This window comes from Phreatobacter aquaticus (assembly GCF_005160265.1).
Taxonomy (GTDB): domain Bacteria; phylum Pseudomonadota; class Alphaproteobacteria; order Rhizobiales; family Phreatobacteraceae; genus Phreatobacter; species Phreatobacter aquaticus.
In genome coordinates this window covers 700,732-713,781 of sequence record NZ_CP039865.1, presented here as the reverse complement: position 1 = coordinate 713,781, position 13,050 = coordinate 700,732, and the positions used below count along the sequence as shown (strand labels likewise).

At 66.3% G+C, this 13,050-nt stretch carries 13 protein-coding genes; 6 read left to right on the top strand and 7 right to left on the bottom strand.

The window, feature by feature from the left end; genetic code table 11:
• The first annotated feature begins 40 nt into the window (after positions 1–40).
• Together E8L99_RS03225 and E8L99_RS03220 are read left to right on the top strand one after the other, a co-directional pair.
• Entirely contained in the window at positions 41–1,033 is a 993-nt protein-coding gene (locus E8L99_RS03225) for a TRAP transporter substrate-binding protein (RefSeq protein WP_168201542.1), read from the top strand.
• 63 nt (positions 1,034–1,096) lie between these two features.
• A complete protein-coding gene (locus E8L99_RS03220) occupies positions 1,097–1,309 on the top strand; it encodes an alkylphosphonate utilization protein (RefSeq protein WP_137098198.1) in 213 nt (70 codons plus the stop codon).
• Between the two features lie 5 nt (positions 1,310–1,314).
• Here E8L99_RS03220 and yidD read toward each other — a convergent pair whose 3' ends face one another.
• The 3 genes from yidD to E8L99_RS03205 all read right to left on the bottom strand — a co-directional run bounded on the left by yidD (position 1,315) and on the right by E8L99_RS03205 (position 4,473).
• Positions 1,315–1,701, bottom strand: a complete 387-nt coding sequence (yidD, locus tag E8L99_RS03215) for a membrane protein insertion efficiency factor YidD (RefSeq protein ID WP_137098197.1) — start codon at positions 1,699–1,701, stop codon at positions 1,315–1,317.
• Positions 1,702–1,818: 117 nt separating this feature from the next.
• Positions 1,819–3,498 carry an acyl-CoA dehydrogenase family protein gene (locus E8L99_RS03210; RefSeq protein WP_137098196.1) on the bottom strand — a complete coding sequence of 560 codons (1,680 nt, stop codon included), beginning with the start codon at positions 3,496–3,498 and terminating at the stop codon, positions 1,819–1,821.
• A 96-nt stretch (positions 3,499–3,594) separates the two neighbouring features.
• On the bottom strand, positions 3,595–4,473 hold the full coding sequence (locus tag E8L99_RS03205) for a DMT family transporter (RefSeq protein ID WP_137098195.1): 879 nt from the start codon (positions 4,471–4,473) through the stop codon (positions 3,595–3,597).
• Between the two features lie 297 nt (positions 4,474–4,770).
• Between E8L99_RS03205 and E8L99_RS03200 the strand changes: the two genes are divergently transcribed.
• Positions 4,771–6,747: a methyl-accepting chemotaxis protein gene (locus E8L99_RS03200; protein WP_137098194.1), complete on the top strand. Its 1,977-nt coding sequence runs from the start codon at positions 4,771–4,773 to the stop codon at positions 6,745–6,747.
• A gap of 28 nt (positions 6,748–6,775) precedes the next feature.
• On the opposite strand, the gene E8L99_RS03195 is transcribed toward E8L99_RS03200, so the two are convergent.
• A complete protein-coding gene (locus tag E8L99_RS03195) occupies positions 6,776–7,126 on the bottom strand; it encodes a RidA family protein (protein ID WP_137098193.1) in 351 nt (116 codons plus the stop codon).
• 173 nt (positions 7,127–7,299) lie between these two features.
• Between E8L99_RS03195 and E8L99_RS03190 the strand changes: the two genes are divergently transcribed.
• Positions 7,300–7,713, top strand: a complete 414-nt coding sequence (locus tag E8L99_RS03190; RefSeq protein ID WP_168201541.1) for a tellurite resistance TerB family protein — start codon at positions 7,300–7,302, stop codon at positions 7,711–7,713.
• 12 nt (positions 7,714–7,725) lie between these two features.
• Here E8L99_RS03190 and E8L99_RS03185 read toward each other — a convergent pair whose 3' ends face one another.
• Both E8L99_RS03185 and E8L99_RS03180 read right to left on the bottom strand, forming a co-directional pair.
• Positions 7,726–8,775: a patatin-like phospholipase family protein gene (locus tag E8L99_RS03185; RefSeq protein ID WP_137098191.1), complete on the bottom strand. Its 1,050-nt coding sequence runs from the start codon at positions 8,773–8,775 to the stop codon at positions 7,726–7,728.
• Positions 8,772–9,557: a 3-hydroxybutyrate dehydrogenase gene (locus E8L99_RS03180; RefSeq protein WP_137098190.1), complete on the bottom strand. Its 786-nt coding sequence runs from the start codon at positions 9,555–9,557 to the stop codon at positions 8,772–8,774. Before E8L99_RS03180 ends, E8L99_RS03185 begins: the two co-directional genes overlap by 4 nt.
• Positions 9,558–9,718: 161 nt before the next feature.
• Here E8L99_RS03180 and E8L99_RS03175 point away from each other — a divergent pair, with 161 nt between their 5' ends.
• Both E8L99_RS03175 and E8L99_RS03170 read left to right on the top strand, forming a co-directional pair.
• Positions 9,719–10,207, top strand: a complete 489-nt coding sequence (locus E8L99_RS03175) for a Fur family transcriptional regulator (RefSeq protein ID WP_137098189.1) — start codon at positions 9,719–9,721, stop codon at positions 10,205–10,207.
• A 22-nt stretch (positions 10,208–10,229) separates the two neighbouring features.
• Positions 10,230–10,913, top strand: coding sequence for an alpha/beta fold hydrolase (locus tag E8L99_RS03170; RefSeq protein WP_137098188.1), 684 nt, complete (start codon positions 10,230–10,232; stop codon positions 10,911–10,913).
• Between the two features lie 36 nt (positions 10,914–10,949).
• On the opposite strand, the gene E8L99_RS03165 is transcribed toward E8L99_RS03170, so the two are convergent.
• Complete coding sequence (locus tag E8L99_RS03165) at positions 10,950–13,043, bottom strand: methyl-accepting chemotaxis protein (RefSeq protein WP_168201540.1); 2,094 nt, start codon at positions 13,041–13,043, stop codon at positions 10,950–10,952.
• Positions 13,044–13,050 lie beyond the last annotated feature (7 nt).

Sequence of the window (13,050 nt, the reverse complement as noted above, 5' to 3'; positions counted from 1 at the left end):
TGCATCACTCTTCGGGCAATGTCTTGAGGAGTGCATGTCGATGCTGCGCCGGTTCACCGCCACCCTTGTCCTGATCCTTGGTGGCCTTGTTGCCGCCGCGGCCCAGCCGGCCACCTTCGACCTGGTCAACGAGTACCCCGCCAGCTCGCTGCCGGGCGAGGCCGACAAGGCCTTTGCCGATCTGGTGGCGGCGCGGCTGTCAGCCAGGCTGGTCGTCCGGCCCGTTCCGAACGCCGCCTCGGGCCTGCGCTCGCGTGACCAGGTCGCGGCGGTCGCCGAGGGGCGGGTCGCCATGGCCAATACGTTCGGCGGCGCGATCGGTGATCTCGACCCGGCGCTGGCCATTCCCTCGCTGCCGTTCCTGACCCCCACCATCGCCGATGCCCGGCGGCTGCTGGAACTGGCAGAGGCGCGCTATCAGACGGCCTTCGCCAGGCGCAACCAGAAGCTCCTCTTCGTCTCGCCCTGGCCGGCCTCGGGGCTCTGGACGGTGCGCCCGGTCGATGGGCTTGCCGCCCTGAAGGCGCTGCGGGTGCGCACCTATGACACGACCGGCACGGCGCTGTTCCGCTCCATCGCCACATCGGCCGAGGTGATCTCCTTTGCCGATGTCGAGCCGCGGCTGACCGCGGGCTCCATCGATGCGGTTCTGTCGTCGGGCGATGGCGGTGCCGGCCGCAAGCTGTGGCGCTTCCTGCCGCATTTCGCCGCCATCAATTACGCGATCCCGCTGTCCTTCGGCACGATCAACCTCGATGCCTGGAACAGGCTCGATCCCGAGACGCGCTCGGCACTTGAGCAGATCGGCCGCGAGGTTTCCGAGCGGCAATGGGCCGCGATGACCGGCCGCGTCGAGGCGAACTATGCCACCATGCGCGAAAATGGCATGACCATCACGTCACCGATCGCGCCGGACCTGGTCGCGGCGTTGCAGGCAGCGGCGGCTCCCGCCATCGCCGCCTGGGCGGAGAAGGCCAGTCCGGAAGACCGCGAGATCATTCAGCGCTATAGGAGCGGCCAGCCAGCGAAATGACGATTCGCAAGCCCTGCTCCCCCGGAGGGTTCGGCACCACCGGACGAAGAAGGACAACGCGCCATGAAGGTCAAGGATTCCAACGGCACCGAGCTGAAGGACGGCGATTCCGTCACGCTCATCAAGGACCTCAAGGTCAAGGGCGCCAATGTCACGCTGAAGCGGGGCACGCTGATCAAGTCGATCCAGCTCACCGACAACGAGGATGAGATCGACTGCCGCTACGAGAAGGTGAAGGGCCTCGTGCTCAGGACCGAATTCGTCAAGAAGGCCTAAGGGCCTTACAGGCCGTCGCAGGGCAGGCAGGACGCGATTTCCAGGACGGCGCAGGCGCCGTCCCCCCACCAGCTGGATTCGGCCTTCTTGGTTTCGGGCTTTTTCTCCCCGGCCTCGGCATCGCCTGCCTCTTCCGACCCGAGTGTAGTGATGCCCGCAATGCCGGCCGCCGCCATGGCCAGCAGGGCGGTGTGAGCCTTCCGGCAGCGGGCGAACTGGCGGGGCAGCGCCTTCGCGAGCGCCAGCGTCCCACGCTCCGTCACGACCTTCTTGGCGTAGGACGAACAGGTCCAGCGTCCGGTGGCAACACCATAGGCGCAGCAATAGCCCTTACGGGGCGACAGCCATTTCTGATAGGCCGAAATCGATCCGGCCGCGGCATAGCGCAACATGATGTGCCCCCATGGGCCGGTGCCCTCAGGCCCGCCCCTTGGCAAGGTTGGATCTCCAGCATTGCTGGATTGTTGCGGCGATCGGCCGGCATCATTACCGGCCGCGTCAGCGCTTGCTCAGTTGCTGCCGTCGAGCAGGCGCCTGGCGATCACCTGCGCCTGGATTTCGGCCGCGCCCTCGAAGATGTTGAGGATGCGCGCGTCGCAGAGCACGCGGCTGACCGGATATTCCAGCGCGAAACCGTTGCCGCCGTGAATCTGCAGAGCGTTGTCGGCGGCGGCCCAGGCGACGCGGGCGCCGAGCAGCTTGGCCATGCCGGCTTCCAGATCGCAGCGCCGGTCGTGGTCCTTCTGGCGTGCGGCGTAATAGGTCAGTTGGCGCGCGATCATCACCTCGACCGCCATCATGGCGATCTTGTCGGCAACACGCGGGAAGGCGATCAGCGGCTTGCCGAACTGGATGCGCTCCTGGGCATAGCGAAGGCCCAGGTCCATGGCGGCCTGCGCCACGCCGACGGCGCGGGCGGCCGTCTGGATGCGGGCTGCCTCGAAGGTCTGCATCAGCTGCTTGAAGCCCTGGCCCTCGACGCCGCCGAGCAGGTTCTCCGCCTTCACCTCGAAGCCGTCGAAGCCGATCTCGTATTCCTTCATGCCGCGATAGCCGAGCACCTCGATCTCGCCGCCGGTCATGCCGGGAGCGGGGAAGGGGTTCTCGTCACTGCCGCGCGGCTTTTCCGCGAGGAACATCGAGAGGCCCTTGTAGCCGGGCTCATCCGGATTGGTGCGGGCGAGCAGCGTCATCACGTCGGCGCGGACGGGATGGGTGATCCAGGTCTTGTTGCCGGAGACCTTGTAGACGTCTCCGGACCTGACCGCGCGGGTCTTGAGGGACGCAAGGTCGGAGCCGGTATTGGGCTCGGTGAAGACTGCGGTCGGCAAGATCTCGCCGGAGGCGATCCTGGGCAGCCACTTCTCCTTCTGCTCCTCGGTACCGCCAGCGAGGATCAGCTCGCAGGCGATCTCCGAGCGGGTGCCGAGCGAGCCGACGCCGATATAGCCGCGCGACAGCTCCTCGGAGACGACGCACATGGATTCCTTGCCGAGGCCCATGCCGCCGAATTCTTCCGGCAATGTCAGGCCGAACACGCCGAGCTCGGACAGCTTGGCGATGACATCCATCGGGATGTATTCGTTCTTCAGGTGCCATTCGTGGGCGAAGGGAATGACCTCGGCGAGCGCGAACTTGCGCATCTCGTCGCGGATCTGCTCCAGCGTCTCGTCGATGGCCGGTTCGCCGAAATGGCCGGATGTCTCGCGTTCCTGGACGAGGACGGCCAGCCTTGCGCGATTGGCGGCGGTGTTGCCGGTCGCAATCAGCGCATCGACCGGGTCTGCGAAACGGCGGGCGATGTCGGACGCCGACAAGCCGAGATCGACCGGGCGCACTGTCTCGCCCTGGCTCATCGGGATGCCGCCGAGAATCTGGCTGCAATATTCGCCAAGGCCGATGCGGACGATCAGCTCCTCGATCTCGCCGAACTTGCCAGTGGCACCCAGGCGCTCGGCATAGGAGGCGAGCTGGCGGACGCTTTCCACGTAGGTCGCCAGCCAGGACAGGCCGTGGGTCGCGCGCTGCTCGCGTTCCATGGCCGCGTTGGAGATGCGGCCGTTCTCGGTGACCAGCGCCCTGACCGCGGCGGTAGCATCGGCGAGAATGGCGTCGACGGCGATCACGGCGCCCTGGGCGAGGTCTGCCAGCGGCGGTGCATTGTCCTTGACGGCAAGGGCGGGGCTCATCGGGCGTCTCCGTGACGAGATCTTCTCATGCTGCAATGCAAAATACCGCAGTGCTGCTGCGATGCAATGCCGCTAAAGGCCGATGCGGCTTTTGGCTCAGGCCGGGCGCGTCGCGAGCCAGACGCCGGTGGCGGTGACGGCCATGCCGATGAGCTGAACAGGCGTCAGCGTCTCGCCGAAGATCAGATAGGCCATCAGGGCGGAGGCCGCTGGTACCAGGTAGATGAAGGCCGCTGTGCGCGATACGGCGCCGCGCGCGATGAGGAACAGGAAGAGGCCAATCCCGCCCACCGACAGGGCCAGCACCGACCAGGCCATGGTGAGGACAAGCGTCAGATTCCATTCGGCGCGCGCCTCGCCGAACAGCAGGAACAGCGGCAAAGTGGTGAGCGCCGCGCCGACATATTGCCAGGCGGTGGTGGTGCGCAGGTCGCCGCCGGAGACGAAGCGCTTCTGGTAGAAGGTGCCGAGCGTGACGGCGACCATGCCGAACAGATTGACCCCGAGCGGCAGGGCAATGGCCCGCAGGGCCGATGGATCGACACCGACGATCTTCGGCATCAGCACCAGGATGACCCCGGTAAAGCCGAGCACCACGCCCGCCACCTGCCGCCTTCCGATATATTCGCCGGCAAGGCTCGGCGCGAGCAGGGTGGTGAGGACCGGCTGCAGTCCCGCCATGATCCCCGAGACGCCCGCGGGCACGCCGTTGGCGACCGCCCACCAGACGCCGGCGAGATAGATCGTGTGCAGCAGCACGCCGGAGACCATGGCATGGGCGGCATCGCGGCGGCTGGCGGGCCATGGCGCCTTCATCACGAAAGCGATCAGCGCGACAATGATCGCCGCCATGGAAAAGCGCAGCAACAGGAACCAGAGCGGATCCGCCAGGCGTGCGGAGAAGCCGGCGACAATCCAGCCGGTTGACCAGAGGAAGACGAAAATGGCCGGGGCGATCTGGACGAGACGCGACATCGAGGCAACCTGACAGGGGGCCGCGACCCTAGGTGGCATTGGGCGCGCGGGGAAGGCCTGCCAGATGGCTGGCACTGCCGTGGCGGGGAAAAAGGTCGCCGGTCGGATCGACCGCCTCTGCTGTTGTCGTCGCTACTCGAGGAAAAGCCAGTGATCAGATTTCTGCTTTCCGTTGCGGAATCTAACGCTTTGCTCCGGCAGTACAATTCAAATCAGCATAGCAATGAACTAGGGCTTCCTTAACTCTTTCGCGGCAATCTTGCGGACCTCTGACATCTGTTTTGGGATCGAGTGTCCATGTCGTTGCTGCCAGCCCTCTCGATTCGCGTCCGCATTGCCCTTCTCGCGATCTTCCCGATCGCCGGCGTCCTCGCTGCCGCGGGTGTCTCCTGGTACGGCGAGCGCGCCGCTTCCGCGGCGTTCAATTCCTATGACGGCTACGCGAACCTCGCGGCCGATGCGAACCGGGTCAGGGCCAGCGTGCGCGACCTGCGGTTCACCGCCGTCGATTTCGCCGAACGCTACTCGACCAGCGCGACCGGTGCCTTCGCCCAGGCGCGGGTCGCCGCCACGATGGCGCTGCGCGAGGCCCAGCGGAAGCCGCAGGCCGCCGCTCTCTCGGGAGATATCGAGCGCTCCTTGAAGCAACTGGCTGAAGCCGGCCAGGCCTTCGATCTCGTCAAGTCGACGATTGAAACGCTCGGCCTCGACGAGACATCGGGTCTCACCGGTCGCATGAACGAATCGGTCCAGCAGCTGGAAGTTCTGGCGCGCCGGGTCGCCCAGAATTTCGACGACGGTGCCGGTATTCTCGAGCAGGTGCTGCAGATGCGGCGCCACGAGAAGGATTTCATGATCCGCGGCAACGAACAGGATCTCGAACTGTTCAAGCAGGCGCGCAACAAGTTCATCAACGAAGTGTCCCGCTCGGTCATTGCGCCCGCAATGAAGACGGAGCTGATGAAGGCTGGCGAAGTCTACTGGCCTGCCATGGAAGCCTTCGTCGAGGGCTCCAAGACGGTCGAGACGACGGTCAAGGCGCTGGAATCGCTGCTCGCCGGTCTCGACCAGACCACCAACGTGCTGGTCTCCGCCGCCGACGACGGCAAGACGCGGGCAAACGAGCAGCGGCTCGCCGCGCAGGAATCGACCCAGGTGATGGTGCTCGGCATCATCGGCGCGGTCATCCTGCTCTGCGGCCTCGTCGGCTTCGTGCTCGGACGGTCCATCACCCGGCAGATCAGCGGCATCACCGGTGCCATGCGCGGTCTCGCCAGCGGCGACACGTCGATTGCCGTGCCGGCCACGGATGCCACCGACGAGCTCGGCGAAATGGCCCGGGCCGTTCTGGTGTTCCGCGACAATGCCATTGAGCGTGAGCGGCTCGCTGCCGAACAGATCGCCGAAGTGGAGGCCCGCAACCGCCGCGCGACGGCTGTTGATCAGCTCATCCGCTCGTTCGAGGAAAGCTCCGACCTGTCGCTCCATGCCCTGCGCGGCGCCTCGGGCCAGCTGGACGGCGCGTCAGACGCCATGGAGACTTCCTCCGGCGCCGTGACCTCCGAGACCCTGACCGCTTCGTCGGCCATGGAACAGGCCTCGCATTCGGTGGCTTCGGCTGCCGCCGCGGCAGAGGAGCTGTCAGCCTCGATTTCCGAGATCGCCACGCAGGCCGCGAAATCGACCGAGGTCGCCGGCACTGCGGTGGAAGCCGCCGAGCGCACGGCCCAGACCATGGGATCGCTGGCCCAGGCGGCGACCCGCATCGGCGAGGTCGTCAACCTGATCCAGGCGATCGCCGCCCAGACCAACCTGCTGGCGCTGAACGCCACGATCGAGGCGGCACGCGCCGGCGAGGCCGGCAAGGGCTTCGCGGTCGTGGCATCGGAAGTGAAGGGGCTTGCCGCCCAGACGGCCAAGGCGACCGAGGAGATTGCCTCGCAGATCGGCGCAATCCAGGAAGCCTCGGGCGATGCGGTCGATGCCATCGACAAGGTCGGAACCGTGATCGGCGAGATGCGCCAGATCGCGGCGTCGGTCGCGGCCGCTGTGGAAGAGCAGAATGCCGCGGTCTCGACGATCGCGGAGGCGGTCAACCGCGCGTCCGAGGAGACCCATGGCGGTGCCGATGCAATGGTGCGTGTCGGTGGCACGGCCCAGTCGGCGCGCAAGACAGCCGAGGACGTGCGCTCGCTGTCCGGCCGGCTCGGCGAGGAAGCGGTGAAGCTCGAGACCGAGATCCGCTCGTTCCTCGAGGGCGTTCGGGCGGCCTGAGGCCGCCCGCCCGAAGCCTGTCAGCCGCTTACTTGGCGGCGACGACCATGATCTCGACGGTGAACTGGGGGGCGGCGAGCTTCGCCTCCACCGTGGCGCGGGCCGGGGTGTGGCCGGGAGCAACCCAGGCGTCCCATTCCTTGTTCATCTCGGCGAAGGTCGACATGTCCGACAGCCAGATGTTGGTGGAGACGAGGTTCAGCTTCGACGTGCCGCATTCAGCCAGCAGGCCATCGATGATCGACAGGATTTCCTTGGTCTGCTCGCCCACCGACTTGCCGGCGGCTTCCTTGGCCACCTGGCCGGCGAGATAGACGGTGTTGCCGTGGATGACGGCGCCGCTCATGCGGGGGCCGACGTGCTTGCGCTCGATTGCCATGATCATTCTCCGTTCAGCCGCGATAGGCGGTGCCGTCTCCTAGCGCGCCGGAGGCCGCGGGCCAACCCGTTCCCCGTCCAATTGGCGAGGAGGTCTTATGCGCGGCTCAAGGGATTGCTTGCGCGAGGCGGTGCTGCAACGCGATGATGACGCGCCCAAGGATGAGTTCCCCCATGCTCGACAGTTTCTTCGCCCTGATCCAGAACCTCGCCGGCGAAAGCCCCCCGGCTTTCGAGGAGGGCGATTACCGGCTGGCCGCCGCGGCCCTGCTCATCCATGTCATGACGGTCGATGGCAAGGTGACGCCCGCTGAGGAGACCAAGCTGGAAACCATCCTGTCCGCCGGCTTCGCCATGACCCCGCCTGACACCCGCCGGCTGATCGAGGCCGCGACCGGGCTGGAGCAGGAGACAGTCGACATGGTCCGCTTCACCGGTGTGCTGCGTCGCGCGCTCGACGAGCCGGCACGCCAGCGGATCGTGGCGATGCTGTGGGATCTCGTGCTGGCAGATGGGCAGGCGGTGGAATCGGAGGATGCGACGGTGGCCCGCGCCGCCGAACTGCTCGGCGTCAGCGCGAGGCCTTGATCCCGCGTCCGCTCACATCCATTCCGCCGCGATCTCGGCTTCCAGGTTGAGCGTGCCCTTCACGCCGAGATCGGCGAAATGGTCCTTCAGGAAGGTCTCGCCGGCGGTCCGCCCGGCATCCGCGAGGCGCAGCAGGAAGTCATAGTCGGTCGTCGCCTTCGAGCCGGCGGTGAGATCGGTCATGGCGTCGCTCAGCGCGATCCGGTGCATCTTCACCTCGCGATATTGGCCTGACGAGCGGCCGTGCGGCAGGGTGCCCTGGCGCACGAGGCGGGCGACGAACTCCACCGCACGCAGCTCCGCCTGCAAGGGCGAGTTGAAGGTGATTTCGTTCAGTCGGTTCATGATCTCGCGCGACGAGGTCGGCTTCTCCTGGCGCACCACCGGATTGATCTGGATGAGGATCACGTCCTCGGCCTCGGTGGTGCGGAACAGCGGGAAGATCGGCGGATTGCCCATATAGCCGCCATCCCAATAGGGCACGCCGTCGATCTCGACAGCCTTGAACAGCGCGGGAAGGCAGGCCGAGGCCATCACGGCTTTGGCCGTGATCTTCTCGCGCGGGAAGATCGCGAGCTTGCCGGTCTGCACATTGGTCGCCGAGATGAAGACCTGCAGCGCCTTGTGGGCGGCCAGTTGTTCGAAATCCACGTGTTCGCGGATCAGGTCCTCAAGCGGATTGATGTCAAAGGGATTGAGGTCATAGGGCGAGAAGAAGCGCTGCATGGAGGAGAGCCAGGCCTCCATCGGCGAGCCCTCGAACGGCACGATGGCGAACAGCCGGTCGAGTGCCTTGCGCTGGATCTCCGGCATCTTGCCGTCGAGCGAGGCGGCCCGCCAGAACGAGGCGAGCTTGTCCTGCGCGACCTTGGGCCCGCCCTCGGCGAGCCCGCCGGCCAGCAGAACGGCATTGACCGCGCCGGCGGAGGCTCCGGTGATTCCGTCAATAACGAGCCGTCCATCGGCGAGCAGCGCATCGACCACGCCCCAGGTGAAGGCGCCGTGGGCGCCTCCGCCCTGCAGGGCCAGATTGATGCGCTTGACGCCGCGTCGCCCGGTCATGCGGCGGTCCAGCCGCCGTCCACCACCATGTTGGCGCCGGTGATGTTCTTGGCCATGTCGGAGCAGAGATAGAGCGCCATGGCGGCGATCTCCTCGGTCTGGACGAACTGCTTGGTGGGCTGGGCCGCAAGCAGCACGTCGTTCATGACCTGCTCCTTGGTCATGCCCCGCGCCTTCATCGTGTCGGGGATCTGCTTCTCGACGAGAGGCGTCCAGACATAGCCTGGCGAAATGCAGTTCGCCGTGATGCCGAAGGTGGCCAGTTCCAGCGCGATGGTCTTGGTGAAGCCGAGCAGGCCGTGCTTGGCCGAGACATAGGCCGACTTGAACGGGGAAGCGACCAGCGAATGGGCCGAGGCCATGTTGATGATGCGGCCGGACTTGCGCGCCTTCATGCCGGGAACCGCCGCGCGCACCAGATGGAAGGTCGCGGTCATGTTGATGGCGATGATGGCGTCCCACTTGTCGATCGGGAAATCCTCGACCGGCGAGACATGCTGGATGCCGGCATTGGAGACGAGGATGTCGACCTTGCCCAGGCCGGTTTCGGCGGCCTTCACCAGGCCCGCGATCTCGTCCGGCTTCATCATGTTGGCGCCATTGTAGAGCACTTTACGGCCGCTCTCCTTCTCAAGCCCCGAGCGGATCTGCTCGATCTCGCCGGCATCGCCCAGGCCGTTCAGCATGATGTCGCAGCCCTGGGCCGCAAGCGCCTTGGCGATGGCGAGGCCAATGCCGCTGGTCGAGCCGGTGATGACAGCGCTCTTTCCTTGCAAGTTCATGATACCTATCTCCTGCCTCGGGGCCGTTCGCATGAGGCGGGCGGCACGATCTGATGAGCCCGTGCGGTTTGCAATGCAACATGGGCCGAAAAGCGGCGCGGCTTTGGGCGTGCACGGGCTCGTGATAAGAGCATAGGGCGAACAGGAATCGAAACCGGGACATGTCGAAGGCTCATCACCACGCCCATGACCACGAGGCCTGCGCGCACGGCCATCCGCCGACCGATGCGCTGACCTTTGCAGAAGCGCGCTGCGCCGAGCGCCGCCTGAAGCTGACGCCGATCCGCCGCGAGGTGCTGGAACATCTGGCGGGTTCGCCGGCGCCGGTCGGCGCCTATGACCTGATCGAGCGGATGGAGCGCGCCAAGGGCCGCCGCCCGGCACCGATCACCGTCTACCGGGCGCTGGAATTCCTGCTGGAGGCGGGCCTTGCCCACCGGATCGAGAGCCGCAACGCCTATGTCGCCTGCGCCCATCGCCACGAGCATTCCGACCTGGTTCTGTTCATGATCTGCGATGCCTGCGGCTGCGTCTCGGAAGCCCCCGCCGCCAAGGTGCAGGCCGACCTCGACCTGATCGCCGCCGCCGCGAATTTCAAGCCGACCACCAAGGTCGTCGAAATCTTCGGCCGCTGCGCGCACTGCGCCTGAGCGGTATCAATCAGGCAGCGAGATGGACATCCTGTTCCTGCATGCGCTTCCCCTCGATGGCTCGATGTGGGATGCGCAGCGCAGATTCCTGCCAAACCCCTCCTACGCGCCGACACTCTACGGAATGGGCGATAGCGTCGGACAATGGGCTCGCGCAGCTGTGTCACTGGTCAAGGGCGACCGCATGATCGTCGTTGGCTGCTCGGTCGGTGGCTCCTGCGCACTTGAAGTCGCGGCTATCGCGCCCGAGAGGGTTGCAGCCCTCGTTCTGATCGGAACGAAAGCCCAACATCGTCCAGATCCGGCGCTTCATGGTGCGGCTCTATCCCTGCTGCGCAACGAGGGACTCGAAGCGGCCTGGAGAGCGTTCTGGGCTCCGTTGTTTTCGGATGCTACTCCCCATCATGTCGTCGACCAGGCCAAGGGCATCGCGCTTCGCCAAACCGCGCGCGATGTCGAAGCGGGCGTGACCGCCTTCCATTCGCGTCCAAGCCGGGATGGGCTGCTGGCGCAGTGTCGCCAGCCTCTGGTCTTCGTCACAGGCGAGGACGACCGTGCTCCTGGACGGGATGCCAATATGGTGCAGGCCAGTCAGGCACGGAACGGGGCGCTGCACATCGTTCCGGAATGTGGTCACTATGTGCCGCTGGAGAGGCCCGAGGCAGTGAATGCGATCCTTCGCGATGTCATCACGGCTCAAACATAGCTCGGCGCGTCCGATGACCAGGAGAGGCTTCAGCCTTCACGCCGCCTTCAGCGCGTCGACAAAGGACTGGACCTCGTGCTGCAGGGTGGCCGCGTGATCCGAGAGATCGGTAGCGAGCGTGTTCAGCCCTGACGCCGAAAGGCCCGTCGCTTCCGCAGATCGCCCGACTTCGGCAATCGTGCCGGTGACGCCACTGGCAGCGGCCGCTGTCCGCTGGCAATTGCCGGCAATGTCCGAGGTTGCCGCGCCCTGCTCCTCGACCGCACCGGCGACCGCGATGGTCATGGCCCGGATCTGATCGATCGAACTGGCGATGGTCGCAATCGAATCGACGGTGTCGGCTGTCGCGCTCTGGATCTCGGCGACCTTGAGCGCAATGTCCTCGGTCGCCCTGGCCGTCTGGGAGGCCAGGCTCTTCACCTCGGATGCGACGATCGCAAAGCCGCGACCCGCTTCGCCGGCGCGTGCCGCCTCGATGGTGGCGTTGAGCGCCAGAAGGTTGGTCTGGTCGGCAATGGCGCGAATGAGGTTGACGACGTCGCCGATCCGGTCGGCGGCAGAGGCGAGTTCGCGGATCTGGGCTTCCGTCCGCCTGGCGTCAGCAACGGCTGCGTCGGCGCTCTCGGCCGACTTCACCACCTGGACATTGATCTCGCGTACGGAGGAGGCGAGCTGCTCGGTGGCCGCGGCCACCGTCTCGACATTGCTGGAGGCTTCTTCCGCGGCGCCAGACACGGCAGTTGCCTGACGGGTCGTCAGTTCGGCGGTCTCGGACAGATCGCGCGCGGCCTGTGCCACGCGACCGGACGATCCGGTGAAGCCGGCGGCGAGATCGCTCATCTTGACGACGAAGGCTTCGGCGACCTGATTGCGCCGCGCCAGCCTTTCCGCTTCGGCCAGCTGGCGGGCATCCTGATCGGCGCGGGCGGCCTCGGCTGCCACCATCGTGTCGCGGAACACCTCCATGGCGCCCGCCATGGCGCCGACCTCGTCGCTGCGGCCGGCGCCGGGAATGACGATCTCGTGGCGGCCCGATGCGAGCTCCTGCATGGCGAGCGTCATGCCGGCGATCGGGCGGACGATCATCCGCGCCAGCACCAGGGCGATGGCAAGACCGGCCGCCAGCGACAGGCCCGCGGCGATGGTCAGCATCAGCGAGAGGGCGGTCGCGAGCTCCGCCGCCGAGCGGGCATCGCTGTTGAGAAGGGCTATCTGGGCGTCGATCAGTCCGCCGGATCTCAGGCCGTTCGATCCGGCCGGCCCTTCCAGTGCGGTGAGGATCTTGTCGGCCAGGGGCATCACCTCGGTGCGCATCAGCGCGAGCGGCGCATTCCATCCGGCCTCGCCGCGCAATTCGACGGCATCGGTTGCGCCGTCGCGGATGGCGGACATGGCTGCGCGGACCTTGTCGAGCGCCGTGTTCTGTTCCGTGTTGAGCGTGCCGCCAAAAATGGAGAGATCGCTCAGCCGTTCCTGCGCCTTGGACCAGGACTGTTCGTACTGGGTCTTTTCCTGGTCGCGGCCGGAATGGACGTAGCTTCCCAGGTCGCGCACGGCCGAGAGCGTGCGGGCCTGTAGCGTCACCAGGATCGACATGACCTGCTCGGAAGCGTCGGCGCCCTTGTCGATCTCCCGCGAGACCAGTGTGGTGAGCGCCTGCTCCAGCGGCTGGAGCCTTGGCATGACATCGCGCTCATAGGCGGTCTGTGCGGGATATTGTTCGTCGGTGCCGACGAGGTTCATCAGGCGGCGCTGGGACGCCTTCATCTCGTCGAAGACTGCGCGGATTCCCTGCCATTTCGCGCGGTTCTCCGCGGAGACGAAGCCGGCAGCATAGCGGTCCATCTCGTCGCGGGAGCGCGTGAGGTCGGTCCAGACCTGTTCCCACACGGCCAGGTTTTGCGGCTGGGGATCGATCAACTGTTCCGCGACGATCACGCGCGCCTGGTTGACGCTGGCCACGATGCGCGCGCCGAGGACCGCTGCGGGCGAGCGCTGCGTCGCCACCATGTCGACGCTTGCCGCGATGTCGCCGGCCTTCCACAGCGAAAAGCCAGCCGATGCTGCCGATATGGCGATCAGCGCGGCAAAGCCGGCGATCAGCTTGCCGCGGAGATTGAGAGCGAGCATCGGCATT

What these genes read in the sequence shown, in the direction of transcription:
- E8L99_RS03210 (WP_137098196.1), bottom strand. Translation starts at nt 3,498, where the DNA reads ATGAGCCCCGCCCTTGCCGTCAAGGACAATGCACCGCCGCTGGCAGAC.
- E8L99_RS03190 (WP_168201541.1), top strand. Translation starts at nt 7,300, where the DNA reads ATGCTCGACAGTTTCTTCGCCCTGATCCAGAACCTCGCCGGCGAAAGC.
- E8L99_RS03200 (WP_137098194.1), top strand. Translation starts at nt 4,771, where the DNA reads ATGTCGTTGCTGCCAGCCCTCTCGATTCGCGTCCGCATTGCCCTTCTC.
- E8L99_RS03205 (WP_137098195.1), bottom strand. Translation starts at nt 4,473, where the DNA reads ATGTCGCGTCTCGTCCAGATCGCCCCGGCCATTTTCGTCTTCCTCTGG.
- E8L99_RS03195 (WP_137098193.1), bottom strand. Translation starts at nt 7,126, where the DNA reads ATGGCAATCGAGCGCAAGCACGTCGGCCCCCGCATGAGCGGCGCCGTC.
- E8L99_RS03185 (WP_137098191.1), bottom strand. Translation starts at nt 8,775, where the DNA reads ATGACCGGGCGACGCGGCGTCAAGCGCATCAATCTGGCCCTGCAGGGC.
- E8L99_RS03220 (WP_137098198.1), top strand. Translation starts at nt 1,097, where the DNA reads ATGAAGGTCAAGGATTCCAACGGCACCGAGCTGAAGGACGGCGATTCC.
- E8L99_RS03175 (WP_137098189.1), top strand. Translation starts at nt 9,719, where the DNA reads ATGTCGAAGGCTCATCACCACGCCCATGACCACGAGGCCTGCGCGCAC.
- yidD (WP_137098197.1), bottom strand. Translation starts at nt 1,701, where the DNA reads ATGTTGCGCTATGCCGCGGCCGGATCGATTTCGGCCTATCAGAAATGG.
- E8L99_RS03165 (WP_168201540.1), bottom strand. Translation starts at nt 13,043, where the DNA reads ATGCTCGCTCTCAATCTCCGCGGCAAGCTGATCGCCGGCTTTGCCGCG.
- E8L99_RS03225 (WP_168201542.1), top strand. Translation starts at nt 41, where the DNA reads ATGCTGCGCCGGTTCACCGCCACCCTTGTCCTGATCCTTGGTGGCCTT.
- E8L99_RS03180 (WP_137098190.1), bottom strand. Translation starts at nt 9,557, where the DNA reads ATGAACTTGCAAGGAAAGAGCGCTGTCATCACCGGCTCGACCAGCGGC.
- E8L99_RS03170 (WP_137098188.1), top strand. Translation starts at nt 10,230, where the DNA reads ATGGACATCCTGTTCCTGCATGCGCTTCCCCTCGATGGCTCGATGTGG.